The sequence below is a fragment of the Pseudomonas sp. FFPRI_1 genome (genome assembly GCF_055384485.1).
On sequence record NZ_AP029168.1, the window covers coordinates 636049 to 660428 of the forward strand.

Below are 24380 nucleotides of genomic sequence, written 5' to 3' on the forward strand. Positions count from 1 at the left end.
AGTACTCTTCAACTTGGAAGTGCTGGTATCTGAGGCGAATGCAGGCCTGTAAAGCCGCGACGCAAGACGCTGGCCTGATTGATCACCACAGGGCGTTTACAAGTGTCGAGGGCAGTAGTCCGTCATTCCGACAAACCTGCACTTGCTCGAATAATCGAATCTATAAAGCGACCGGCTCTGGCTGGGGAAAGCGCCATTGGCCACTGAGTATTTCGTTGCTCGGTCGATAGAGCCTGACCGTATAGTTCCAGCCAGGTGTCGTAACCAGACAATTAACGGTCTTTGCGTCGCAACCACCGAACTGGATGACAATTGAACCGTCAGCACTTTTCTTGGCAGTGAGGTTGTTCAACGAATAGGCGTCATAGGGGTTTTTCTGAAAGTACCCCTCTGCGTTGTAAACACTCACAGACCAGAAACTCTTGACCGGCACCTGTTCAACCTTGAGGCGGTAGACGGTTTTCCCATCGTTGTGCGGCAATACTGCTCCGAGGTAGATGGCGTCCCTGCTCGGGTTGCCGCCCCAGCCCGTAGCGGTTCCAATCAAGTGCCGGATCGGATCGACCCTGCCTTTGGGACCAAAGGACTGGTTGTAGTCGGGAAGGGTCGAACCCAGGACAGCCAGGGCATCACGCATTTTTTTCTGGCTCACCTGATCCCACTTCGGAACCATGAACTCCCCCGGCCTGGCCTGGCTGACCTGGATTGCGTCCTGCAGTGCATGCACCTGCTCAAGGTCGTTGCGATCCGAGGGGTCGAAGAACAGTCGGATCGCGACAAATACATAGCGTGTGCCGATCTCCTCTTTCGCCAACGTATGGCGGCCGGGCCCGTAAATGACGGCCGGCACAAAGTGATCTTCGTTGACCACTTGCATCGACATGAACCTCTTACCGGCTTCAGGCAATGTGACGGTCACCGGGCCAGCATCGAGATCGAACACCGCTGACGAATACAGCGTGTCCCTGTTCATTCGGATGACATCCTGAGCATCGATGGCAACCGGTTCGCGGCTATGAACAAACCGGCCCAAGCCTCCACTCTTCACACTCTTGCCCATATAGAGATCGGACTCGGCACGTGCAAAGTTATCGACACTTACCGGTATCGTCGTGTCAGCGAATGACTGCGCATTTGCACTGGCAAAAGTGGCCAGCGTCAGGGCGACGATGCAGGCCGTGGATGAATCGGGCATGTAAACCTCTAGCTCTTTTAAGTGGGCATTACCTTTTCAGACTGTATAAGAACACCCCGTTGGAAACTTGCCATTTGGTGCCAAAAGTACCGCGAGCAAGTGCTGCGAAGGCCGCCACTGAAAGGCGCCCAATAGTGGGGCGGGAGGGTCAGGCGAAGAGCTTAGCGATCATCTTTCAAGAGGGTGCGGTAGCGCGACGGCGAGCTTCCGGTCCAGCGCTTGAAGGCTCGGGTAAAGTGCGCCTGATCACTGTAGCCAACCATGTAGGCAATTTCGGTTGCGCTGTACTTACCACAGGCAATCAGTTGTAGCGCTTCGCTACGACGGGTCTCGTCCCGCAGGTCTTCGAAGTCGATGCCGCAGTATTTGAGACGCCGCTGTAGGGTTCGCGAAGACAAGCCGATGTTGCTTGAAATAGCGGTAAGTTTGGATCGATCCTGATCCCCGATCCGCTCGATCAGCACGCCGGCGGCTTGCGCGGTCGACTTCAAGGCCTCGGTGACTTTCCAGGCCTCATCCCGGCTGGGTTGCAGCGGTGTGTCGAGCAATTCACGGTCGAACTCGATCATGTTGTGCTGCGCGTTCATGTGCAGATTCGGCCCCAGGTATTCCTCCAGCGCCTCATCTCCTCGTTGCCTCGGGTTTTGCAGGTGCACACGGATGGCGCATGGCTCACCGGACATGAGCGGTACTTTTCTCAGCAGCGCCAGAGTGCCGAGAATGACCTGCTGCGGATCTGCCCCGTGCTGTCCGGTGAACTGCTGGATCAGTTTCGTCGTACGGCCTTCGGTGACGATTCTTACGTCGCTTCCTTGATGCAGTAAGTCTGTATGGATCGCCGCCACTGCGCACGCCTGAGCCAGAGTGGACGAGCCCAGGATCAACTCGCCCCAGGCGCCGAGTGAGCGTACTTCGATCAGGTGCCCCACCGTTGCACCGGCGAAAGGGTCCTGTGCGACCGCGGCCATTTCATTGGCTATATGAAAGCAGGTCGCCCGTGGCACCCAGGCATCCGGGTATTGAAAAACCTGAGGGGAAATACCGTACCGCCGGAAGAACTCCAGTGGCGACACCCCACGCATGCTCAGGTAGGGCGCTATTTGCTGAAGCGTGCTGAGTTTGATGGAGGGCGTTGCATGGGTCATGAGCGTTTGCACCTGGTTTGAAGGCAATGCACGTGAATACCGTCCGGGTCCGCAGGGAAACACTAGCGCAAAACCTTTGCCACAGTCGTGCCGACGACCGTGCAGTAAACACAAGGGGCGAATCAGCGACAACATCGGCGTTTCCCGACCTGCTGACCGCACCTTGTACAGAGGGGGGCAGGCAGGGCACGGCTGCAACAAGGATGAGGCCATTGTGCCAATTCAGCTGAAGCCAGGGGCTGTCAGTGGGTTGAGCGCGTGCCCGTGGCCTGCGAAGGGCGAACCAAGGTTCCTGAGGGGGAGCCTGTGTTCGTTGGGTGAGGGAGGGGCTGGTGGGGGAGTCTGAAGCTCTCCGATACCGGAATCAAAAACGCAGCTGAAGGCGTTGGCGCAGTTTTTTTGATCCCGGAAACAACAAAGCCCTCGCATCGCTGCGAGGGCTTTGTTTTGTATGGTGCCGGCACCAGGAGTCGAACCCGGGACCTACTGATTACAAGGAAGGTGCTTTAAACAACAGAAACAAGGAGTTAACGCTGTTTCTGTTACGTGAGAGGGTGGTGCATACCGCATGTTCAAGGGGGGTAGATGATGCTTGTTACGTGGAATCGATCCCCGAATCATCGGTGTTTCACACGCTAGCAGCAGGTGGTGCTTCGCCAGCACGTCTTCTGCGCATACTCTTTTGCGCGTCAATCACAACGTCGGAGAACGGTCGATCTGTGCGGTCTGTTACGGCCAAGCCAAAGCCAAACATACTAGGGGGCGGGTCCTCCTTTTTCAGCGACTTGTATGCCTTTTCCTGATGAGACAGTGTCTGGGTGACGACGGCGTCCTTAGAGCACTCGTCCAGGCGCGAGACTTCGTCCAAAATCAGTCTAAAAACTACCTCGCCGAACTCGAATGCTTCGTCGAAGTCAGGGAAGTAACCCTTGTGAATAACTCGATTGCGGAACTCAGACTGGGAGGGAGAAAGCACCGTCGGCGGCTGACCCTCCTTCAAGGTTCTCATGCCAATGTACATTCCAAGCTGTCGCTCTGACTGTGAGGCGACGGCTTTCCACATCGTCTCCAAATCGTTGGAGTTTACATTCGCGGCTGTCAATTGGACTCGAATAGAAAATTCATACAACCGCTCCAGTGCTGCGGCAAAGCTACTCACAGACTCTCGTAGATAACCGTCCGATAGAGCCTCTAAACCACTTTGGAAAAGCAGCTCAAAAGGAAGGTTGCTGAGAATTGCCACAAGCTGATGCCCCTCTGGGCAAGTGGCTCGATACAGATTTTTGTCCTGAACGAGCACAGATCTAGTCCGAACCAACATGCCCTCAGGTCCAAAGCCACCATCTGTCATAGAGGCAGCTAGCGCGCACTGAACGCAGGGAATTATGAGTTCCAAATTTTTTCTCCGTTATTGGCGGGTAGGGCAAACTGGTGGCTGAACCCTCTTATCTCATCTATTCAGCGGAAGGCGAAACGATTGGAGTACTGTAATCGTAGACGTCCATCATCTTCGGGTCACGATGGCCGCTGGCTTCCTGCTTGTCCGCTCTGTTACCTACGGTGTCAGTGATGCCGCGTCGTTTCAGATCGTGCAGCGCAAACCGTTGTTCCGGCGTAATGAAGTCGTCTACGAGTGCCAGGGTGATAAAGCGCTGCCAGGCAGTATCTAGGCTAGTTTTGCGCAGTGGCCCGCCATGGCTGGCCACGATGATGTGCCGGCGCGATGGAATGATCGGGATCGCGGTTTTGCGTTTGGCCCATATCTTGGCTCGATAGGCCTTCGCGTTTTCCCAGGCTGTACGCAGTCGTGGCGTCCAACGAACGATATTATTTCGGCTGCCCTTGCGGCGATTGGTCAGAATCCCGCTCTCCAGCTCGTTTTCGTCAGTGAGGGTCACGACCTCGATGCCGCGCAACCTGCAGAGGTATGCCAGTTCCATGACGTAGCCCAGGTATTCGGGACAGCCGCCTTTCTCATTGCGTTGCAGCAACCCCCTGGCGATCGCCCGGTCGATAAGGGCGTCCATGACCTGGTGGTTGGGGAGACGGCGCTGCTTGCGCTCTACGGGCGCCTCAATACCTAGGGCTGGGTTCACTTCCAGAAAGCCACGATTGCGACCCCACTGCAGCACACGGCGCAGATAGCGGAGCGCATGTGCGGCTTTCGATGGCGTGCCTTCGTCCGCGAGTCGGTCAACGATTCTTTGTACCAGGGCAGAAGTGAATTTCCGAACGGCCAGATCCCCCAACGGTTTTCCCAGCTTGGTGGGAATAGTCAGGAGAACGTCGCGGGAGTAGCAATAATCTTCATGGGTTTTCGAACTGAGCTTCTTGTACCGATCGCTTTCGTGGAACTGCGCACAAACGTAGTGGAGCGTTCCCCGGTCGACGTTGGAAGCCTCGTCCATGATTTGGTGTAGCTCTGCCAGCGAAACGATAGCCGGCGCTATGTTGCGCCGGCGCTGCGTGCTCGTCTCGTCACGATGAAGGGTGTACCAAACCCCTTCGTTTCGCTGATCAAAGTAAACGGCCGCTGGGAGAGCGGCCTGATCGATGTGGGAGGGGATGTGCGGATTGTGCTTCCGCTTCCTTGCTTTCCTCATAGGATGTCGGCGTCGTATCGCTCTGCAGCAGGCCTAAAGCACTTATCTCCCTCCCGCCGACGGGCTCTGCGTCCGTTTTTTGTGCAAGGTCAGGTGGTGGTGCAAACCATGCCCCCGCCCAGGCCCGCTGCGGGCTTTGTGGAGCGTTTGGTGATTGCACAAAGTGAAAGGTATTGCTGAGAAATGTCACACGTTTGCACGGCGTGCCATGACGTCTCAGATGATGAGGAAATTCTGAAGGCCCCGGCCTGTCTGGCCGCATGCCTAAAAGATCAGCCAAAACCGCTGTTTTCAGTTTCAGCGCAGCTCAAAAACCACGAGTTCTGTGCTCTGCGAAACGCCGGAGGGGAAAGCGCTGTAATCCCCTCCTGGCGGGGGCCGTATCGGGTTTACTGCGTTTCAGAGGCTTTCACTGCGTCTTTCTCGGCCTGGAATCGAACATGAGGGAGATCAGCCTCATTCAGCAACCGGCGATGTTCTTCCTCAACCACGGGGTGCAATAGGCCTTTAAGCAGTTGGGCAAGCTTCAACGCCGTTGCCTCGTCCACCCTCCTCACCGTGCCGGTGCGGGCCGAGGGTCGGCATAGCTCGCCTGCCGAGAGGCCAAGGGTCGCCAGGATGCCGCAAACATACCCGTCCAAGAACTCCGCTCTCTTGGTAAGAATTCGACTTTCTGGAGCTTCCTGATAGTCCCAATCTACACGCCAATGTCGATCGTCTTTAACGGCGCTGATCTTCGGTAGTGCTGCTTGGGGGGTGGGCTTACGCATTGCTGTTCTCCGGGTCGATCAAAGGACTGAGCGTGGTTTTCAGCATACCTTCGATGTTCCCGGAAAAACATTTTCTGGGTCACCCCGTCCTGACACGTAAGTGGCGTCTGCAGGTGACAAAAAGCCCTGGAACCCGCGTATTCCGTGGGGAGCGTCGCTTACAGTTGTGCCGTCTAAAAGCGTCAGCTGAGAGCGAATAGAAAAAATATCGTTATAAATCAATTGGTTATTAAGATGCTCGCTTACAGTACCAAACTGTGCGGCTCAGACGGTGATTCTACAGTCGACTTACGATTTTGATATCAGCTCAAGCCATTGATTTGTAAGGGTTTTAAGAGATTCTAAAATCTCACTTACACTTCTTACGCACTTTTGATGGGTGCACCGGAAAAAAATTCCCGTGTGTAGAGGGAGTGACACTCGACGTGTACAGACACTGCAGTGGCGCTGAATTTGCGGGGCTATTGGCTATCCTATGCTTGTCGATCGAAGCCTACTGCCAGACTCCAAGTAAACCTGAACTGCGTGCTGGAAAAACAGATTCAGCACCAGGTGCAGGTGAGTGCCCTTATGGTTACTCAAGAGCTTCGGTGTGGAGGCTCTTTGGATATTTGCGCCTAGTCCAGAATTTGTTGTTGAGCCACATACCCACGAATGCGCCTAGAAACGAATAGAAGAACAGTCCGGTGTCTGGATTGGTAGGGAAAAATGGTGGTCGCGGTCCATAGACCGCGGCGAGAAAGCCCCCTACGACCATAACAGCCGGAGACAGACTCCAGGCAAGCGAACGCAATTTCCCCGGCTTTATCTTTTGAGGTTTGGGGCGCGTGAACTGGCCAAGGTTTCGAAAACCCTGTGGAAGGCCTTTTAGGGTGCCCTTGATCCTGGGCTTTCGATCAGTACTGGTATGCAGAATTTCCACCACAACCCCATCGTTTTCATCGAGGAAATTGAAAGTGAATCCAATCTCATTAAGGTTGTGATCTGGAAGTGCGCGGAATGAGAAATCGTTTACCGCACGACTGGACTTAAGTACCGAGATGGATAGGATTTGACCGTCGTCTCCTACGTGGAACCGGAGGGGATCCTTATCAACGATGTCTTCACCGCTAACGGTGTTCTCGCCGCTGTTCCAGAAAATCAGTATGGATTTGGTTAGGCGGGGAATGCTGATGCCGTCGTATTGAACGACTATCTCTGGTGGTAGCGCATCTGAGGCGCTTCCCAGGAGATGCTCTCCTAGGTACACATAGGCCAAGCTGGTTCGTCTGCGAGTCCACAGGTATGTAAGGACCGCGAAGACGATACCTGCAATCCCAAGCAACGTGCCAAGCCAGCTTTTGTCCAGGAGGCCCTGCGCATAGTCGATCCACGACATTACCGTATCCCTACAGATGATGAGGAAGCGAAAACTGGTTGCTTGTTACGTGCCTTGTTACGTACGACGCAAAAAACAAAGGCCTGCATCGCTGCAAGCCTTTGATTTTAAATGGTGCCGGCACCAGGAGTCGAACCCGGGACCTACTGATTACAAGTCAGTTGCTCTACCAACTGAGCTATACCGGCGTGTTAGGGCGACGATTATAGCGATTGGCGAGGTTCTGTAAACCCCTGAAATCTGACTATTTTTGCAGGCCCCCGGGTTTTCGTCCGCCAGCTAAGGATTGGGTGACAGCTGCTGGTTCGAGGGTGACCCCGCGGGGTTTATTCGCTCATCCGCCTGGCGGGCCCCGGCTATGCCACAGGCAGCCACCTCCTCTGAGGTTATACAGGCAGTGTTCCAACCTGTTGCTCTGGCAGCTGGAGCTTTTATCTGTTCTTGCGCTTAATTGGTTTTTAAATATTATTTTTTAAATGAAGTGCGACCGTATGTCCCAAAGAGTGGAATTAAAAAACAACTGGTCTAAGTTTGATGGCAGGCCTTTGGGGAAACAGATATTTCCGAAGGTTTATAGGAGTTATGTCAATTAAATGGAGATCGTCATGTCGAAGGAAGCTATCAAGCACCACCATCTCACGGCTATCCAGCACCACGAAGCGGCAAAGAAGCATGAGGAGGCGGCCATCCACCACAAACACCTGGCAGAGCGCCACCAGTCGGCGGTCCACGCCCATGAGCACTCGCGGGATGGGGTGATTTCCAAGCTCAAGGGCGACTGGCGCAAGCACTTGGATGAATCCAAGAAGAAAGTTGATTCCGCCTACAAGACATCCGCACGGGCGCACAAGAAAACCAAGGAAGTTGCCAAGTAACAGCGCTCTTGGAATATCAGGCTGAAATTTGAACTTATTTAAATAATGCTTTGGGTTTTAGCCTGTTTCAAATGGACGCTGTATATCTGTACCTCCCTCCGATTTCCCATGCGAGACATGAAACACGGTTATCAGAGGGAGGTTTGACTCCCATAGGCCCGGGTATGTCTGCCGGGTTCCTTGGGTATTTGTATTGCCGCCGCTACGGCTTTCCTGCGCTCCCTTGCGCCACCGACTCGGCCAGGATGCACAGCAACTCGAACATCAATGTCGCCCCCACCAGGGCGGTGGCGCCGCCGAGGTCGAAGGGTGGCGAGACTTCCACCACGTCGGCGCCAATCAGGTTCAGGCCGCGCAGGCCGCGGATCAGTTGCTGGGCCTGGAGGGTGGTGATGCCGCCGATTTCCGGGGTGCCGGTGCCGGGGGCAAAGCACGGGTCGAGGGCGTCGACATCGAAGCTGATGTAGGTCGGGCCATCGCCCACCACGCGCCGGGCTTCGGCCAGGGTGGCTTCGACGCCGATGTCGGCGAACTCTTCCATGTGGATCACGCGAATCCCGCAGTCCTTGGCAAAGTCTTCGTCGTCGGCGGAGTAGATCGAGCCGCGGATGCCGATCTGCACTGTGCGTTTCGGGTCCAGCAGGCCTTCTTCGATGGCACGGCGAAACGGCGTGCCGTGGGTGTAGGGGTTGTCGCCGAAGTAGCGGTCGTTGGTATCGGAATGGGCATCGAAATGCACCATGCCGATGGGCCGGTGGCGAGCCAGGGCGCGGAAGATCGGCAGGGTCACCAGGTGGTCGCCGCCTACGGCCAGGGGCACTGCACCGGCTTCCTGGAGCTGGCTGAAAAAGCCTTCGATCTGTTTCAGCGAGTCCAGCAGGTCGATGGGGTTGACCGGCGCATCCCCAAGATCGCCGACCCGCACCAGGTCATACGGCGCGATGCGGCTGACGTGGTGCACCTTGCGCATCATGCTCGACTGGTTGCGCACCTCCCGTGGGCCATGCCGGGCGCCGGCGCGGTTGGTGGTGCCGCCGTCCCAGGGCACGCCCACCAGGGCGATCTGGACCTGCGCCGGGTCATCGAACAGCGGCAGGCGCATGAAGCTCGGGATACCGGCGAAGCGCGGCACCAGGGCGGCGTCCACGGGTTGGGGAAAGGGCTTGGACATGGGGTGACTCCTTGTTCGCAGTGAAGGGCTTATTCGGTGGCGCTGCGCAGTGCCGGTGCCGCCGGGCTCAGCAGGCTGACGCCGACAAAGGTCAGCAGGCTGACCCCCAGGCCGTAGTAGATCGGGGTGTTGGCCAGGATGCCGTCGTGGGCCATGAAGCCGATCACCGTCAGGCTGCCGGTGACCATGCAGGCGATGGCGCCCCTGGCCGATGCGCGCTGCCACAGCAGGGCACCCATGATGGGGACCAGCAGGCCGCCCACCAGCAGGTTGTAGGCGATGCTCAGGCCGGCAATCACGTCGTTGACCAGGCAGGCCATGACCAGCATCGCCAGACCCAGGCCGAGGGTGATCCAGCGGCTGCTGGCCAGGTGGTTTTCCCGGCCCTGGGTCAGGAAGCGGCTGTAGATGTCTTCCTTGAGCACCGTGGCCGAAGCCAGCAGGCAGGCGCTGGCGGTGGACATGATGGCGGCCAGGGCTGCGGCGACCACCAGCCCGCGCAGGCCGGCGGGAAGCACGCTGCGGGTGACTTCGGCGAAGGCGTTTTCCGCCACCGCCAGGTCCGGCAGCAACAGCTTGGCAGCGGCCCCCACCAGGGCACAGGCGGCCCCGTAGAACATGCAGTAGACACCGGCGCCGAGGCCGGCGTAGCGCACCACGTTTTCACTGCGGGCGGTGAACAGACGCTGCCAGATGTCCTGGCCGATCAGGGCGCCGAAGAAGTACAGCAGGAAGTAGGTGAGGATGGTGTCCAGGCCGATGTTGCCCAGCTCGAAGAAGCCCGCCGGCAGGTTGGCCTGCAGAGCTTCCAGGCCGCCGGCCTGGCCGACGCTCATGGGCAGCAGGACAAAGAAGATGCCCAGGGTCATGATCACGAACTGGATGATGTCGGTGAGGGTCAGCGACCACATGCCGCCGATCACCGAATAGAAGATCACCAGGCCACCACCGCAGAGGATTGCCGGGATGCGTGGAATGTCGAACACCACTTCGGTGATCGATCCGATGGCGATGGTGGCGGTAACTGCCACCATCAGATCGTAGGCGACCATCACGCAGCCGCCGATCAACCGCGAGGAGGCCTGGTAGCGTTGTTCGAGAATCTGGGTCACGGTGAACACCCGCAACTGGGCGATCTGCCGGGAGAACACCAGGCTCAGGATGATGATCCCCAGGCCCAGCATGAATACCAGCCACAGGCCGGAAATGCCGAAGCTGTAGCCCAGGCGTACCGAGCCGAGGGTGGAGGCGCCGCCGAGCATCACCGCCGACAGCGTGCCCAGGTACAGGGCCGGCCCGAGACGGCGCCCGGCCACCAGGAAGTCGTCCTGGCTCTTCACTTTGCGCATGCCCCACCAGCCGAGGCCGGCCATCAGCAGGACGTAAACCAACATGACTGCATAATCGAGTGTCATTACGGATGCTCCCTGGTTGTTTTTGTTGTTTCAGGCAGATCGGCCAAGAGTAGGCTGGACGCTTTGCGCCTTACATCTCCAGGGACACAAGCCGGCTTGCGTTTTGGAGCAAGTGGCGAGGCGGCATTTCTCTCTTGGTGGTGAGTGTGTGGGCGGGTGGCCGATAGCCTGCCCAGATCAGAAGCCAGGTTCAGTCAAAGGAAGAGTCAGCGATGGATGTCGGAAAATTTACCCTGGTGGCCGCGCTGGGGATGCTCGGTGCCTGCAGCGTGAAACCGGTGGTGCCCTATTCGGAGCCGCCCCTGGGAGTGCCGGTGGCGCAACTGCGGGTGATCACCAACGGTGAGGTGCGGGGCGACGTCTATGCCGGCTGCCAGGGTGATAGCCGGCGTCTGGCCAAGGCCGGGCGGTTCCTCAGTGATCACCAGCCGAACGTCAACGACCCGCAGTTCCCCCAGGTTCCCAGGCAGATCGACATGCTGCCCCGGTTCGCGCCAAAACTGCCGAGTTATGTAGGCGCAATCCGCATGGGCGAGGGGGCCTACAACGAAATTGCCACCGAGTACCGGGTACCGGCGGGACGGCCTTTCCTGCTGGAGGGCGGGGGCGTGGCGGCGGGCGGATATGGCAGCACCTATCGCAGCTGCCCCGAGGTGAAGAAGGTGGTGCTGTTCGAGCCGGGCAAGAGCTACGAAGCCTTCGTCGGCTTGAACTACGTTCCGGTGGCGGGCGGCGAGGTGCAGGCGCTGTGCGCGTTCGCCGTCTATCAGTTGCTGCCGTTGAGCAAACCGGGGGCGACCCTGCCGCTGGCGGTGCAATCCCGGCCGCCGGCGGAGCGCCGTTGCCCCGATCAGTGAGTGGTTGCGAGGTTGTCCCTGGCCTGTTGCAACAGGCCAGGGCGTGGTTTGCCTAGGCCTCCCAGCCGGCTTCGCTGACAGCTTTCTGCACCAGGGGATGCAGTTCGGCGCCTTGCTGCTGTGTCTGCCAGGCCAGCAGTTCCTTGCGCATGCCCGGGGTCCAGAACATCTGCATGTGGTTGCGCACGCTGAGCACCGCCTGCACCTGGTCCGGTTCATTGGCGAAGTACGAGGCAATCTGGTTGGCCATCTTGATCAGGCTGGCGGTACTCATCGGCGCACCTGTGCCTTGTCGCCACGGGAGCGGCGGCGTTCATCCAGCAGACGATGCTGTTCATCACTGAAGGCCTGGTAGCGTTTCTGCCATTCGGACGGGTGATAGACCCGGCTGACCTCCACCGCCGTGACCTTGTACTCCGGACAGTTGGTGGCCCAGTCGGAGTTGTCGGTGGTGATCACGTTGGCCCCCGACTCGGGGAAGTGGAAGGTGGTGTAGACCACCCCCGGCGCTACCCGCTCGGTGACCCGGGCCCGCAGCACGGTCTGCCCGGCGCGGCTGCCGATACCCACCCAGTCGCCTTCGTTGATGCCCCGGCTTTCGGCGTCGGTGGGGTGGATTTCCAGGCGGTCTTCGGCGTGCCAGGCAACGTTGTCGGTGCGTCGGGTCTGGGCGCCGACGTTGTACTGGCTGAGGATCCGGCCGGTGGTCAGCAGCAATGGATAGCGGCCGTTGACCTTCTCGTCGGTGGGCACGTAGCCAGTGAGCATGAAGCGCCCCTTGCCACGTACGAACTCATCGATGTGCATGGTCGGCGTGCCGTCCGGCGCGGCGTCGTTGCACGGCCATTGCAGGCTGCCGTGACGGTCCAGGCTGGCGTAGCTGACACCGCTGAAGGTCGGGGTCAGGCGGGCAATCTCGTCCATGATTTGCGAAGGATGGTGGTAGCTCATCGGATAGCCCAGGGCTGCGGCCAGGGCCAGGGTGCCTTCCCAGTCGGCCTTGCCGCCCAGGGGCTCCATGACCTTGCGCACCCGGGAGATCCGGCGCTCGGCGTTGGTGAAGGTACCGTCCTTTTCCAGGAACGAGGAGCCCGGCAGGAACACATGGGCGAACTTGGCGGTTTCGTTGAGGAAGATGTCCTGCACCACCACGCATTCCATGGCCGAGAGGGCAGCGGTCACGTGCTGGGTGTTGGGGTCGCTCTGGGCGATGTCCTCGCCCTGGCAGTACAGGCCCTTGAAGCTGCCCCCCAGGGCCGCCTCGAACATGTTGGGAATGCGCAGCCCGGGATCGGCCTGCAGGGTGACGTTCCAGGCCTGCTCGAACTGCTGGCGCACCGTCTGGTTGGAGATATGCCGGTAGCCCGGCAGCTCGTGGGGGAAGGAGCCCATGTCGCAGGAGCCCTGGACGTTGTTCTGGCCCCGCAGCGGGTTCACCCCCACGCCTTCGCGGCCGATGTTGCCGGTGGCCATGGCCAGGTTGGCGATGCCCATCACCGAGGTGCTGCCCTGGCTGTGCTCGGTCACGCCCAGGCCGTAGTAGATCGCGGCATTGCCGCCGGTGGCGTACAGACGCGCGGCGGCGCGGATATCCGCGGCAGGCACGCCGCAGATGGCCCCCAGGACTTCCGGCGAGTTGTCGGCACGGCTGACGAAGTCGCTCCACAGGGCGAAGGCCTCGGGCTCGCAGCGGGCGCTGACGAACTCCTGGTTGACCAGCCCTTCAGTGACGATCACATGAGCCAGGGCATTGAGCATGGCCACGTTGGTACCCGGGCGCAGGGCCAGGTGCAGCTCGGCGCGGGCGTGTACCGAGTCCACCAGGTCGATGCGTCGCGGATCGATGACGATCAGCTTGGCCCCTTCACGCAGGCGGCGCTTGAGCTGTGAGCCGAACACCGGGTGGGCATCACTGGGGTTGGCGCCCATCACCAGGATCACGTCGGCCTGCATCACCGAGTCGAAGCTCTGGGTCCCGGCAGATTCCCCCAGGGTTTGCTTGAGGCCATAGCCGGTGGGCGAGTGGCAGACCCGGGCGCAGGTGTCGACGTTGTTGTTGCCGAAGGCCGCCCGCACCAGTTTCTGCACCAGGTAGGTTTCTTCGTTGGTGCAGCGGCTGGAGGTGATGCCGCCAATGGAATCGCGGCCATATTTGAACTGGATGCGCCGCAGTTCGCTGGCGGCGTAGGTCACCGCTTCGTCCCAGCTGACCTCCTGCCACGGGTCGCTGATGTGCTTGCGGATCATCGGCTTGGTGATGCGGTCCGGGTGGGTGGCGTAGCCCCAGGCGAAGCGGCCCTTGACGCAGGAGTGGCCATGGTTGGCCTGGCCATTCTTGTCCGGAACCATGCGCACCAGCTGGTCGCCCTTCATCTCGGCACGGAACGAACAACCCACGCCGCAGTAGGCGCAGGTGGTGATTACCGCCCGCTCCGGCTGGCCCATTTGCACCACGCTCTTTTCCATCAGGGTCGCGGTCGGGCAGGCCTGCACGCAGGCGCCGCAGGACACGCATTCGGAGTCCAGGAAGTTGTCGCCACCGGCCGCCGCGACCCGGGATTCGAAGCCCCGGCCGCTGATGGTCAGGGCGAAGGTGCCCTGGGTTTCTTCGCAGGCGCGCACGCAGCGGTTGCAGACGATGCACTTGCTCGGGTCGTAGTCGAAGTAGGGGTTGGAGGTGTCTTTCTGATCCTGCAGGTGGTTGGCACCGTCGTAGCCGTAGCGCACTTCCCGCAGGCCCACCTGGCCGGCCACGGTCTGCAGTTCGCAGTTGCCGTTGGCCGAACAGGTCAGGCAGTCCAGCGGGTGGTCGGAGATGTACAGCTCCATCACGTTGCGGCGCAGGGTCGCAAGTTTCGGCGTTTGCGTATGCACCACCATGCCTTCGCTGACCGGGGTGGTGCAGGAGGCCGGGTAGCCGCGCATGCCGTCGATCTCCACCAGGCACATGCGGCAGGAGCCGAAGGCTTCCAGGCTGTCGGTGGCGCAGAGTTTCGGGATGCTGGTGCCCATCAGCGCGGCGGCGCGCATCACCGAGGTGCCCTGGGGCACGCTGATGCTGCGACCGTCGATGTTCAGGCTGATCTGCACCTGGCTGTCCCGGGCCGGGGTGCCAAGGTCAACGGCGTTGAGGTCGATGTCTGTGGCGGGGTCGAAAAGAGTGATCATTGCTCGGCCTCCGAGGGCTGCAGACCGAAGTCGGCGGGAAAGTGCTTCAGGGCGCTGGCCACCGGGTAGGACGTCATCCCGCCCAGGGCGCACAGCGAGCCGTATTGCAGGGTGTCGCACAGGTCCTTGAGGATCAGCGCCTGGTGTTCGCGCTCCTCGGCCTGGGGGGCGGCCAGCAGGCGATCGATGACCTCCACGCCGCGGGTCGAGCCGATGCGGCACGGGGTGCATTTGCCGCAGGATTCCTCGGCGCAGAACTGCAGGGCGAAGCGCGCCATGCGGGCCAGGTCGAGGCTGTCGTCGGCCACCACCACGCCGCCATGGCCGAGCATCGCGCCCATGGCGGCGAAGGCTTCGTAATCCAGTGGCGTATCGAACTGCGCAGGCGGCACCCAGGCGCCCAGGGGGCCGCCCACTTGCGCGGCCTTGAGTGGCCGGCCACTGGCAGTGCCACCGCCGTAGCCTTCCACCAGCTCGCGCAGGGTCAGGCCAAAGGCCCGTTCCACCAGGCCACCGTGGCGCACATTGCCCGCCAGCTGGAAGGGCATGGTGCCCAGGGAGCGGCCCATGCCGTAGTCGCGATAGAACGGCGCGCCCTTGGCCAGGATCAGCGGCACCGAGGCCAGGGTCAGCACGTTGTGCACCAGGGTCGGTTGGCCGAACAGGCCTTGCAGGGCCGGGATCGGCGGCTTGGCGCGAACCAGGCCGCGCTTGCCCTCCAGAGAATCCAGCAGGGCGGTTTCCTCGCCGCAGATATAGGCCCCGGCACCGACCCGCACCTCCAGGTCGAAGGCCTGGCCGCTGCCGCCGGCATTGGCTCCCAGGTAACCGGCATCCCGGGCGATTTCCATGGCTTCGCGCAGGGTCGCCACCGCCTGTGGATATTCCGAACGCACGTAGATGTAACCGTAGCTGGCGCCGACCGCGAGGCCGGCAATGGCCATGCCCTCGATCAGCAGGAACGGGTCGCCTTCCATCAGCATGCGGTCGGCGAAGGTGCCGGAGTCGCCTTCGTCGGCGTTGCACACCACGTACTTTTGCTGCGGCGGCGTGTCACGCACGGTGCGCCACTTGATCCCGGCAGGAAAGGCCGCGCCACCGCGACCGCGCAAGCCGGAGTCGAGCACGGCGGTCACGGTCTGGTCGCCCCCCAGGGCGATGGATTGGGCCAGCCCCTCGAAGCCGCCGTGGGCCCGGTAGTCCGCCAGGGACAGTGGCCGGGTGATGCCCGCGCGGGCGAACAGCAGGCGTTGCTGGCTCTTCAGATAGGGCAGGTCTTCCACCCGGCCCAGGGCCAGGGGGTGGTTGCTGGCATCACCTTGCAGGGCATCGAGCAGCGAGGGGACATCGGCGGCAGTCAGCGGGCCGAAGCCCAGGCGGCCGTCCGGGGTGTCGACTTCCAGCAGCGGCTCCAGCCAGTACAGGCCGCGGGAGCTGGTGCGTTGCAGTTGCAGGTTGCGCGGTTCGGCCTGGGTGGCGATGGCTGCGGCCACTTGGTCGGCGCCCACGGCCCGGGCCAGGGAATCACAGGACAGGTAGAGGCTGGGCATCACGCATCCTCCAGGCAACGCTCGAGCAGCGCGTCGAGGCGCTCGGCACTGACCCGCGCATGCATCTGGCCGTCCAGTTCCAGGGCCGGTGAGCAGGCGCAGGCGCCCAGGCAATACACCGGCCGCAGGCTGATGCTGCCATCGCTGCTGCTGCCGTGGTCGTCCAGTTGCAGGCGCTCGCGCAATTGCGCGGCCAACTGTTCGGCGCCGCGGCTCTGGCAGGATTCGGCGCGACACAGGCGCAGGATGTGCCGTGCCGGTGGGGTGGTCCGAAAGTCGTGGTAGAAGCTGATCACCCCGCGTACTTCCGCTTGGCTCTGGTTGAGGGCGTGGGCGATTTCGGGGATGGCGAGATCGGGGATATAGCCGAGCTCTTCCTGGAGGGCGTGGAGGATCGGCAACAGCGCACCCGGGACGCCCTTGTGGCGTTCCAGCAAGGTGTGGATCACAGGCAGGTGCAGCGTTTCATCAGGCATACAGCAATCCTCACGGTCACGGACACACCTGGTGGTTGTCGGCGGTCCGAAAGTGTCGGCTGCGGCACTTGTTGCCACGTCACGGTAGCGCGGCGGTTCAGGCCGGTGGCCATGCACCCTGAATGGGCATCTTGTTGTACCCGGCGCGGTCGTTGCCGCACCTGTTCAGGGCATAAAGGGCAGCTTGACACGCTGCCTTTGAATCATCCGCACGAAAGCGACTTGCTCAGTTCCAAATACGACTACCCGTTGAGTCTAGAAGAGCCTGGACAAGCCGGCGCGCGGAGCCGCCGACTATCGGATAAACGCCGGCGCTGAGTGCTGACTTCGGTCAGTTGCGCGATGAATAGACAGGCACGAAGGGAGGGCGGGCCAAGAGGCTGTTATGGCGAGGGTGCTTGCTCCTGCTCGGGCGCGCAGCGGCCGTAGCGCCTGCGTCCGCGGTTCGTCGGCAGCAACCGCGACGCAGGCATTGGGCTGGCTTTGCCAGCCAGCGCGAGCAAGCGCCCTCGCCACAGGGGGCGCTAGGGGCGAGCGCGGCGCTGGGCGGCGTACTGCAAGGCCAGGCGGCCCATGAGCACCAGCAGGGTCAGGCCGATCAGCAGCACGGAGATCGCAGCCACGCTCGGATCGACGTTATCCCGCAGCCCGCTCCAGATCCGCCGGGGCAGGGTGTTGACGTCAACGCTGGTGATGAACAGGGTCACCGCCACCTCTTCCCAGGACAGGGCGAAGCTCAGCAGCGCAGTGGAGAAGATCCCCAGCTTGAGGTTGGGCAGCATCACCAGGAAGGTGGTCTGCATCAGGCTGGCGCCGAGGTTGCGCGAGGCCAGTTCGATGCGCCGATCGACCTGGCTCAGGGCCACGAGCATGGTCACCACTCCGTAAGGCACCACCATCACCACGTGGGCGATCACCACCCCCGGCAGGGTGTCGTAGCCCCAGCCCGGGGCAATGCGCCCGAGGTTGGTTTCCATGAAATACAGCACCAGCGCCGAGATCACCGGTGGAATGGCCATGGGCAGCAATACCAGGCCGATCAGCAGGGTCGCCAGGCGCGAGCGCAGGTACCAGATGCCGAGGCTGAAGCTCACCGCCAGCAAGGTCGCGATAACGCTGGTGGCGCTGGCGATCGCCAGGCTCTGGCCGATGCTCGACAGCCAGTCGGGATTGCTCAGCAGCGCCTCGTAGTGACGCAGCGACCAATTGCCGTCGGGCATCGACAGGTAGCGCTTGGCGGTGAAGGAAACCGGGATCACCGTCAGCAGCGGGAACAGCATGAAGGCCATGGCGACCACGGCGATCAGTCGGGTACTCAGGGCAGTGCGATGTGTATTCATAGTGACCTCAACCCACCAGTCGATTGACACGGGTGATGCGCATCAGCAGCCAGATCAGCGCGCTGACCAGGGTCAGCAGCACCAGGCTCAGGGCGGCGCCCAGGCCCCAGTTGCTGGTCTGGAACATCTGCAGGAACACGTACTCGGCGATCATCACCGTCTGCCCGCCCCCCAGCAGCACCGGCGTAATGAAGAAGCCCAGGCAGAACACGAAGACCATGATGAAGGCCCCCAGCAACCCCGGCAGGGTCTGCGGTAGCAGCACTTGCCAGAAGGTGCGCAGGGCGCCGGCCCCCAGGCCGCGCGAGGCCAGCAGCACGCGCTGGTCCAGCTGGCGCATGCTCGACAGCAGGGGGAACAGCGCATAGGGGATCATGAAGTGCAGCATGCCGATCACCACCCCCAGTTCGTTGCGGGTCAGTTGCAGGGGATGATCGATCCAGCCCATGGACAGCAGGCTGTCGTTGACCACGCCGTTGCTGCGCAGGGCGATCAGCCAGCCGAAGGCGCGCACCAGTACCGAGATCCAGAACGGGATGAACACGCAGATCTCCACCATGCGCTGCCAGAACGGCGGGCTGAACACCCAGCAGTAGGCCAGCAGGTAGCCGATCACCAGGGCCAGCAGGCTCACGGTCAGGCACAGGCGCAGGGTGCGCAGGAGCATGTCGTGGATCGCCGGGTCAGTGGCAATGCGCTGGTACTGCTCGATCCCGGGCTCGGGCAGGGTGAAGCTCCAGCTCACCACGCCGAAGAACGGCAACAGGTAGAACACCACCAGCAGCAGCGGCAGGGGAAACAGCAGCAGGCTGCGTTCCAGGCGCGCGGTTCGGGTTGTACTCATGGTCGACGGCTCACTTGGACAGGTGGGTCAGGTACTGCTCCAGGGTGCTGGAGTAGTGGTCGGCGTACCACTGGGTGTCGAGGAAGATCTGCTTCTTCATGTTGGCTTCGGAGGCGCAGTTGATCTCCCGCTGTTCGGCGCTCATCAGTTGCTGGGTGGCGGCGTTGGACGGACCGTTGCCCAGGGCCTCGAACAGCTTGAGCTGGCCGGCCGGTTGCAGGGCGTGCTGGATGAACTGCATGGCCGGGGCCTTGCCCGCCGGGTTGTCCTTGAGCACGCCCCAACTGCTGGCATTGAGGAAGGCGTTATCGAAACCCCACTTGATGCGCCCTTCGCTGTCTTCGTGCAACAGGGTGGCGCGGGTGTGCCAGATGGCGCCCATGGAGGCTTCGCCCTCGATCATCAGTTGCTGGCTCTCGGCGCCCGAGCCCCAGAACGACAGGACATGGGGCTTGAGCTCGTCGATCTTGCGCAGGGCCCGGGGCACGTCCAGCGGGTACAGCTGGTCGGCCGGGACGCCGTCGGCCAGCAGCGCCGCTTCGAGCATGCCGTTCATCCACTTGTAGAGGGTGCGCTTGCCGGGGAATTTCTCCACGTTCCAGAAATCCGCCCAGTTCTTTGGACCGTTGTCGCCGTACTTCTGGCTGTCCCAGGCGATCACGTAGCTGAACAGGTAGCCGGCGATGCCGTGCTCGTGGGACAGCGAAGGCGCCACCAGGTCGCGCTGCACCATGCTGTAGTCCAGGGGCTGCAACACCTGGTCGCGGCCCAGGGTCATGGCGCTGTAGCTGTCCACATCGACCACGTCCCAGCTTGGGCGGCCGCTGGCCAGTTGCGAGCGGATGGCGCCTTCGGTGGGGCCGGCGCCGTCGATGCGCACCGGAATCCCGGTGCTCTTGGTGAAGCTGTCGGTCCAGGCGCTGCGAAAGGCGTTCAGCGCATCGCCGCCCCAGTTGACCACCACCAGGGGCTTGTCCGCCGCCCAGCTGATGCCGCTGCGCAGCGCCAGGGGCACGGCCGCCAGCAGGCCCATGGCCTGGATGAAAGTGCGGCGGCTGACCTGTCCGCCACGGGCTTTTTCGATGAGGATTTCAATGCAGTCGCGTTGATGGTGCTGGCTCATGGGGCAAGTCCTCGCGAGGCCGACGCACTGCGCGACGGCCGATTATTGTTGGTTTTTTACGAAAACCCTGGGCAGAAGCTTGGGGGGTGGGCGCGCCGGCTCAGGCTTCCAGCAGGAAGCTGTTGCGCACCGGCCAGCTGAGCCACACCGGGGTGCCGCTGGGCAGGCGGGCACCGGGGTGGTCGCCGGGCACCGAGAGGTTCACCGGTGCCAGTTCCGGGCTGATGTTCAGCGCCAGATGAGTGCTGGAACCCTGGTAGACCCGCTCGCCGAGGCACGCCGGCAGCACATTGTGATCCCCCAGCTGCGGACGCTCGGTGTGCAGCATCATGTGTTCCGGGCGCACGGCCAGCAGTTGTGGCTGGTTGCTGATTTCACCCGAGGTTGCGGCGTGCAGCGGGTTGTCGCCGCAGCGGCCGCTGGCCTGGTTGCCATTGCGGGAAATGCCCTGCAGGGGGAACAGGTTCATCTTGCCGAGGAACTCGGCGACGAAGCGGCTGTTGGGGCGGTCATAGATGCCTTGCGGGGTATCGACCTGGGACAGCCGGCCCTGGTTGAAGATGGCGATGCGGGTCGACAGCGCCAGGGCTTCTCCCTGGTCATGGGTGACGAACACGAAGCTGGTGCCCACCTGGCGGTGGATGCGCTGCAACTCGGTCTGCAGCTGCTCGCGCAGGTTCTTGTCCAGGGCCGACAGCGGCTCGTCGAGCAGCAGCATGTCCGGTTCGAACACCAGGGCCCGGGCAATGGCCACTCGTTGTTGCTGGCCGCCGGACAGTTCGGAAGGTTTCTTGTGCAGGTGGGCGCCCAGGCCCACCACTTCGAGGATGTGCTTGACCCGACGCTGGCGCTCCTCGGCCTTGATCCCGCGGATCCGCAGCGGGTAGGCGACGTTGTCGGCAACGCTCATGTGCGGGAACAGCGCATACCCCTGGAACACCATGCCGTAGTTGCGCTTTTCCGCCGGGCGGCGGCTGATGTCGACCCCGTGCTCCAGCAACTTGCCGGCGCTGGGGCTGAGGAAGCCCGCGAGGATCATCAACAGGGTGGTCTTGCCTGAGCCGGAGGGGCCCAGAAGGGTCAGGAACTCGCCTTGGCGAACGTCGAGATCGATGCCATCCAGGGCGGTGAAGTTGCCGTAGTACTGGCAGATTCCTTGGGCGCTGAGTTGAGTCGAAGGACTACTGGACACTGCAGTGTTCTCCCAGATAACCGGCCTGAAAGATGAAGTTTTTATTGTGGTCGAAGCAGGCGGTGAGCTCATTATTGTGAAAAGCAACGCGACATCAATGGATTAATTTTTGTCTCATTGGTGAGTGAAATTATCCAGTCGCCGAAGCCTTCACGGCTCCAGCGGCGCCGTGTCGGTGATGCCCTGGGCGCTGGTCTGCAACTGGTTTTTCAGCCAGGCACTGAAGGCCTGGACCACCGCTCGCTCGGCCTTGGCCGGGTCGATCACCAGGAAGTAGCCACGCAGGGCACTGATGGCGATATCGAACGGGCGCACCAGCAGCCCGCGGGCCAGGGCATCGCCACTGAGCAGGTTGTCGCCAATGGCCACGCCCTGGGCGGCAATGCAGGCCGACTGCGCGCAATGGGCATCGGAGAAGGTGATGCCGCTGTCGGCATTGACCTGGGTAGCGCCTGCGGCCGCCAGCCAGACTCGCCAGTCGGTGGGGTCGCTCATGTGGATCAACGGGAAGTTGCTCAGGTCCTGAGGGCTGTTCAGGCCGCCGATGGCGTTGATCAGGCGCGGGCTGCACACCGGGGAGAAGCGCAGGGTGACGATCTGTTCCACCATCAGCCCCGGCCAGTCGCCGATGCCGTAGGCGATGAACAGGTCCGCCTCGGCGTCGCTGGTGTCGTCCTGGGTGCGGGGGCTGACCACCTGCAATTGCACCTGGGGGTATTGGCGCAGGAAGCCGTTGATGTGATTGCACAGCCAGAAACTGGCGAACCCCGGGTTGCAGCTGATGCGCAATTTGCCGGACACCTGCTGGCCGTCGAAGCGCCGGCCGGCGTCCTGGATATCGGCCAGGATGCGCCGCACTTCGCGGGCATAGCATTGGCCCTGGTAGGTCAGGCCGATGCCGCGTCCGACCCGTTCGGTGAGGGCGAAACCCAGGCTCTGTTCCAGGCTGATGATCTGGTGGCTGATGGCGCTGCGGGTCAGGCTCAGCTGCTGGGCCGCGGCAGTCACGCTGCCCAGGCGGGCTACCGCGTCGAGGGCGCGCAGGGCGGTGATCGAGGGATAACGCATGCTACCTCCGGGTCGGGGGAAACCTGTCTTCGACGGCGTCCGGTCGGCCTGCGCGGCGGTGCCGGGGCGAGGCGCGGGGGCCGAGGATGCCGGCCGCAGTATGGGCCGCGGCGCTGCAGAAATGGTCAATTTTCTTTGACATTGATGGCGAAAAAATTCGATTGATGTAATCCGCGCTTCACCAATACTGAGCCTCGATCCGGCCCCCAGCCGACCGGACAACCCCCATAACAACAAGAGGTCCCGTCGGCCTGGAGCGGGCGCTGCTGTGCCCCGCCGCCAGCCGGCAGGAACCTGGATAACCAGGAGTGCCGCGGATGTCACGCTACAAGGAATTCGCTCTCGATTGGGTCGAGCGCCATCGCCAGCAACTGTCGGACTGGCACCAGATCATCTGGCATTACGCGGAGCCTGCGTTTCGCGAATACAAGTCCTGCGCCTGGTATGTCCAGTTGCTGGAGGCCGAGGGGTTCACTGTCGAGCGCGCCAGTGGCGGCATGCCCACGGCCTTCTGCGCCACCTTCACCCAGGGCCAAGGGCCGGTGCTGGCAACCTACGGCGAGTACGACGCGGTGCCCGGCAACTGCCAGGCTGCGACCACGCGCAAGATGCCTCGTGATGGCTTGTCGCGCTTCGCTCCGGGCCACACCGACCCGCACTCGGCCCTGGGCATCAGCGCCCTGGGCGGGGCCCTGGCGGCGAAGGCGACCATGGTCGAGTTCGGCCTCCAGGGCAGCATCCGCTTCTTCGGCGAGCCGGCGGAAAAGCTGCGGGCCTCCAAGCCGGTGCACGCGGCCAAGGGCTATTACAACGACCTGGACGCGGCCATCAGCTTTCACCCCACCTACATGCTGCCGCTGAACAACACCACCACCTGGGACACCCACTGCGGTATCGCCTACGCCTACATCTACAGCTTCACCTGCGTCGATCCGGAAAACTGGATCGCCGCTGACCGCTACAGCCCGATTCCGCAGAATCACCTGGCGGCCCGTGCCCCGGGGGCCAACGACGCTCTGGTGCATTTCTACACCCTCAACGAAAGCCTGCGCCGCTCGACGCTGCCGTTCACTGGCCTGTGGAGCTACAACGAAGCGATCCTCACGGCGGGCCAGGCCACGGCCGACAACCTGCCGCCGCACCTGTCGCAGATCCAGTACCTGCTGCGCTGCGACTCCATCGAGCAGGCCGAGACCATCTCCCAGGTCATGGACAACAACGCCGCCGCGGCGGCCATGGCCACCGGCTGCCAATGGAAAAAGACCTGGGTGTGCAAGTCCCGCGGCGGCCTGCCCAATCACGTCATGGCCCAGGCCACCTACGACAACCTGGCGGCGGTGGGCGCTCCGCAGTGGGACGAAGAAGCCCGGGAGATCGCCCGCGAGATCCAGCGCAACCTCGGCCTTGAGGCGATGGACAAGCCTTTCCTGCCCGCCACTGAAGCGCTGATCGAGCCTCAGGAATGCGAGCGGCAAATGCGCCTGCAGATGCCCGCCTGGCAGAACTACCTGACCTCCGACGACTACCCGGAATACACATGGCATTGCCCCACCGTGCGCCTGCTGGTGGCCCGGCCGATGCTCAGCGCGCCGCCCGGGACGGTGTATCCGGACTGGGTGTCCAACGCCCTGGGCGGCATTCGCCAGACCATCGACCCGATGATCGAGGTCGCCGCCAAGACCATTGCCGGCACCCTGGTGGACCTGCTCACCGATGAGGCGTTGCTCAGCGCGGCCAAGGCCGAGTTCGTCGAGCGCACCGGTGGCGGGATTGGTGGCAGTCGCTGGCAGGCGCCGCTGTTGCCCAAGGACTTCCAGGTGCCCCACGATTTCCGCTGGCCGGAATACATCAGCACGGCCCGAGGCGAAGAGTGGTGGATTCCGGCACGGGCCGATGAGTAGGAAGCGGCATCGGGCCCTTGCCTGAGGTCGTTCCCTGGCACCTGAGCGAAGGTCGTTATGCCCATTCGCTCAGGTGTTTATGCACAACGGATGGGTTGCCAGGGCCGGGAGCTGTCGGATTTGTGGAGCCGTTCTCACCTTTATGCAACTGGCTGTTTTTTCGGGCTTTTATTTTGTGAACAAAAAATGACCAATCGCTGATTGGCCTGCAATGCCCTGCATTTGTGGGCTTTGCCAGGATTCCATCAACAGACTTATCCACAGGTCGCGACAGCCTGTCGCAGAGGCGCACAGCATGCTCATCAAGCC

20 protein-coding genes and 1 tRNA gene are annotated in these 24380 nt (G+C 61.9%); 3 read left to right on the forward strand and 18 right to left on the reverse strand.

The annotated features are described in order from the left end of the window. Window positions 1-160 precede the first annotated feature (160 nt). The 7 genes from ACZ5BO_RS02835 to ACZ5BO_RS02865 all read right to left on the reverse strand — a co-directional run bounded on the left by ACZ5BO_RS02835 (window position 161) and on the right by ACZ5BO_RS02865 (window position 7279). Window positions 161-1195, reverse strand: a complete 1035-nt coding sequence (locus ACZ5BO_RS02835; protein ID WP_025128430.1) for a DUF1254 domain-containing protein — start codon at window positions 1193-1195, stop codon at window positions 161-163. 161 nt (window positions 1196-1356) lie between these two features. Further along, on the reverse strand, window positions 1357-2340 hold the full coding sequence (locus ACZ5BO_RS02840; protein WP_025128429.1) for a helix-turn-helix domain-containing protein: 984 nt from the start codon (window positions 2338-2340) through the stop codon (window positions 1357-1359). 628 nt (window positions 2341-2968) lie between these two features. Beyond that, window positions 2969-3583 carry a hypothetical protein gene (locus ACZ5BO_RS02845; protein WP_464698149.1) on the reverse strand — a complete coding sequence of 205 codons (615 nt, stop codon included), beginning with the start codon at window positions 3581-3583 and terminating at the stop codon, window positions 2969-2971. A 211-nt stretch (window positions 3584-3794) separates the two neighbouring features. After that, complete coding sequence (locus ACZ5BO_RS02850) at window positions 3795-4943, reverse strand: site-specific integrase (RefSeq protein WP_464698151.1); 1149 nt, start codon at window positions 4941-4943, stop codon at window positions 3795-3797. Between the two features lie 389 nt (window positions 4944-5332). Next, a complete protein-coding gene (locus tag ACZ5BO_RS02855) occupies window positions 5333-5713 on the reverse strand; it encodes a hypothetical protein (RefSeq protein ID WP_464698153.1) in 381 nt (126 codons plus the stop codon). Between the two features lie 574 nt (window positions 5714-6287). After that, window positions 6288-7091 (reverse strand): hypothetical protein, encoded by an 804-nt coding sequence (locus ACZ5BO_RS02860; protein WP_464698155.1) that lies wholly within the window; start codon window positions 7089-7091, stop codon window positions 6288-6290. A 112-nt stretch (window positions 7092-7203) separates the two neighbouring features. Next, window positions 7204-7279, reverse strand: a tRNA-Thr gene (locus tag ACZ5BO_RS02865). A gap of 417 nt (window positions 7280-7696) precedes the next feature. On the opposite strand from ACZ5BO_RS02865, the gene ACZ5BO_RS02870 reads away from it, so the two are divergent. Beyond that, entirely contained in the window at window positions 7697-7966 is a 270-nt protein-coding gene (locus ACZ5BO_RS02870; RefSeq protein ID WP_177330262.1) for a hypothetical protein, read from the forward strand. Window positions 7967-8168: 202 nt separating this feature from the next. On the opposite strand, the gene speB is transcribed toward ACZ5BO_RS02870, so the two are convergent. Then, complete coding sequence (gene speB, locus ACZ5BO_RS02875) at window positions 8169-9137, reverse strand: agmatinase (protein ID WP_464698157.1); 969 nt, start codon at window positions 9135-9137, stop codon at window positions 8169-8171. A 29-nt stretch (window positions 9138-9166) separates the two neighbouring features. Beyond that, complete coding sequence (locus ACZ5BO_RS02880; protein WP_025128426.1) at window positions 9167-10552, reverse strand: sodium:solute symporter family protein; 1386 nt, start codon at window positions 10550-10552, stop codon at window positions 9167-9169. A 212-nt stretch (window positions 10553-10764) separates the two neighbouring features. Here ACZ5BO_RS02880 and ACZ5BO_RS02885 point away from each other — a divergent pair, with 212 nt between their 5' ends. Further along, complete coding sequence (locus ACZ5BO_RS02885; protein WP_464698159.1) at window positions 10765-11409, forward strand: amidase; 645 nt, start codon at window positions 10765-10767, stop codon at window positions 11407-11409. Window positions 11410-11461: 52 nt separating this feature from the next. On the opposite strand, the gene ACZ5BO_RS02890 is transcribed toward ACZ5BO_RS02885, so the two are convergent. The 9 genes from ACZ5BO_RS02890 to ACZ5BO_RS02930 all read right to left on the reverse strand — a co-directional run bounded on the left by ACZ5BO_RS02890 (window position 11462) and on the right by ACZ5BO_RS02930 (window position 22170). After that, on the reverse strand, window positions 11462-11683 hold the full coding sequence (locus ACZ5BO_RS02890; protein WP_025128424.1) for a formate dehydrogenase subunit delta: 222 nt from the start codon (window positions 11681-11683) through the stop codon (window positions 11462-11464). Then, window positions 11680-14577: a formate dehydrogenase subunit alpha gene (gene fdhF / locus ACZ5BO_RS02895; RefSeq protein WP_464698161.1), complete on the reverse strand. Its 2898-nt coding sequence runs from the start codon at window positions 14575-14577 to the stop codon at window positions 11680-11682. Before fdhF ends, ACZ5BO_RS02890 begins: the two co-directional genes overlap by 4 nt. After that, a complete protein-coding gene (locus ACZ5BO_RS02900; protein ID WP_025128422.1) occupies window positions 14574-16127 on the reverse strand; it encodes a formate dehydrogenase beta subunit in 1554 nt (517 codons plus the stop codon). The genes fdhF and ACZ5BO_RS02900 overlap by 4 nt, the downstream gene beginning before the upstream one ends. Beyond that, complete coding sequence (locus tag ACZ5BO_RS02905) at window positions 16127-16603, reverse strand: formate dehydrogenase subunit gamma (protein ID WP_025128421.1); 477 nt, start codon at window positions 16601-16603, stop codon at window positions 16127-16129. Before ACZ5BO_RS02905 ends, ACZ5BO_RS02900 begins: the two co-directional genes overlap by 1 nt. A 524-nt stretch (window positions 16604-17127) precedes the next feature. Beyond that, the gene (locus tag ACZ5BO_RS02910; RefSeq protein WP_025128420.1) at window positions 17128-17943 is read right to left on the reverse strand and encodes an ABC transporter permease; all 816 of its coding nucleotides are present in this window, start codon (window positions 17941-17943) and stop codon (window positions 17128-17130) included. A gap of 7 nt (window positions 17944-17950) precedes the next feature. Next, a complete protein-coding gene (locus ACZ5BO_RS02915; protein WP_025128419.1) occupies window positions 17951-18787 on the reverse strand; it encodes an ABC transporter permease in 837 nt (278 codons plus the stop codon). 10 nt (window positions 18788-18797) lie between these two features. Next, window positions 18798-19910 carry an ABC transporter substrate-binding protein gene (locus tag ACZ5BO_RS02920; RefSeq protein WP_025128418.1) on the reverse strand — a complete coding sequence of 371 codons (1113 nt, stop codon included), beginning with the start codon at window positions 19908-19910 and terminating at the stop codon, window positions 18798-18800. Between the two features lie 100 nt (window positions 19911-20010). After that, window positions 20011-21102, reverse strand: coding sequence for an ABC transporter ATP-binding protein (locus tag ACZ5BO_RS02925; protein WP_464698165.1), 1092 nt, complete (start codon window positions 21100-21102; stop codon window positions 20011-20013). Between the two features lie 150 nt (window positions 21103-21252). After that, window positions 21253-22170 carry a LysR substrate-binding domain-containing protein gene (locus ACZ5BO_RS02930; RefSeq protein WP_464698167.1) on the reverse strand — a complete coding sequence of 306 codons (918 nt, stop codon included), beginning with the start codon at window positions 22168-22170 and terminating at the stop codon, window positions 21253-21255. A gap of 317 nt (window positions 22171-22487) precedes the next feature. Here ACZ5BO_RS02930 and ACZ5BO_RS02935 point away from each other — a divergent pair, with 317 nt between their 5' ends. Next, window positions 22488-24071 (forward strand): zinc-binding metallopeptidase family protein, encoded by a 1584-nt coding sequence (locus ACZ5BO_RS02935; RefSeq protein ID WP_025128415.1) that lies wholly within the window; start codon window positions 22488-22490, stop codon window positions 24069-24071. The last annotated feature ends 309 nt before the right edge of the window (window positions 24072-24380 follow it).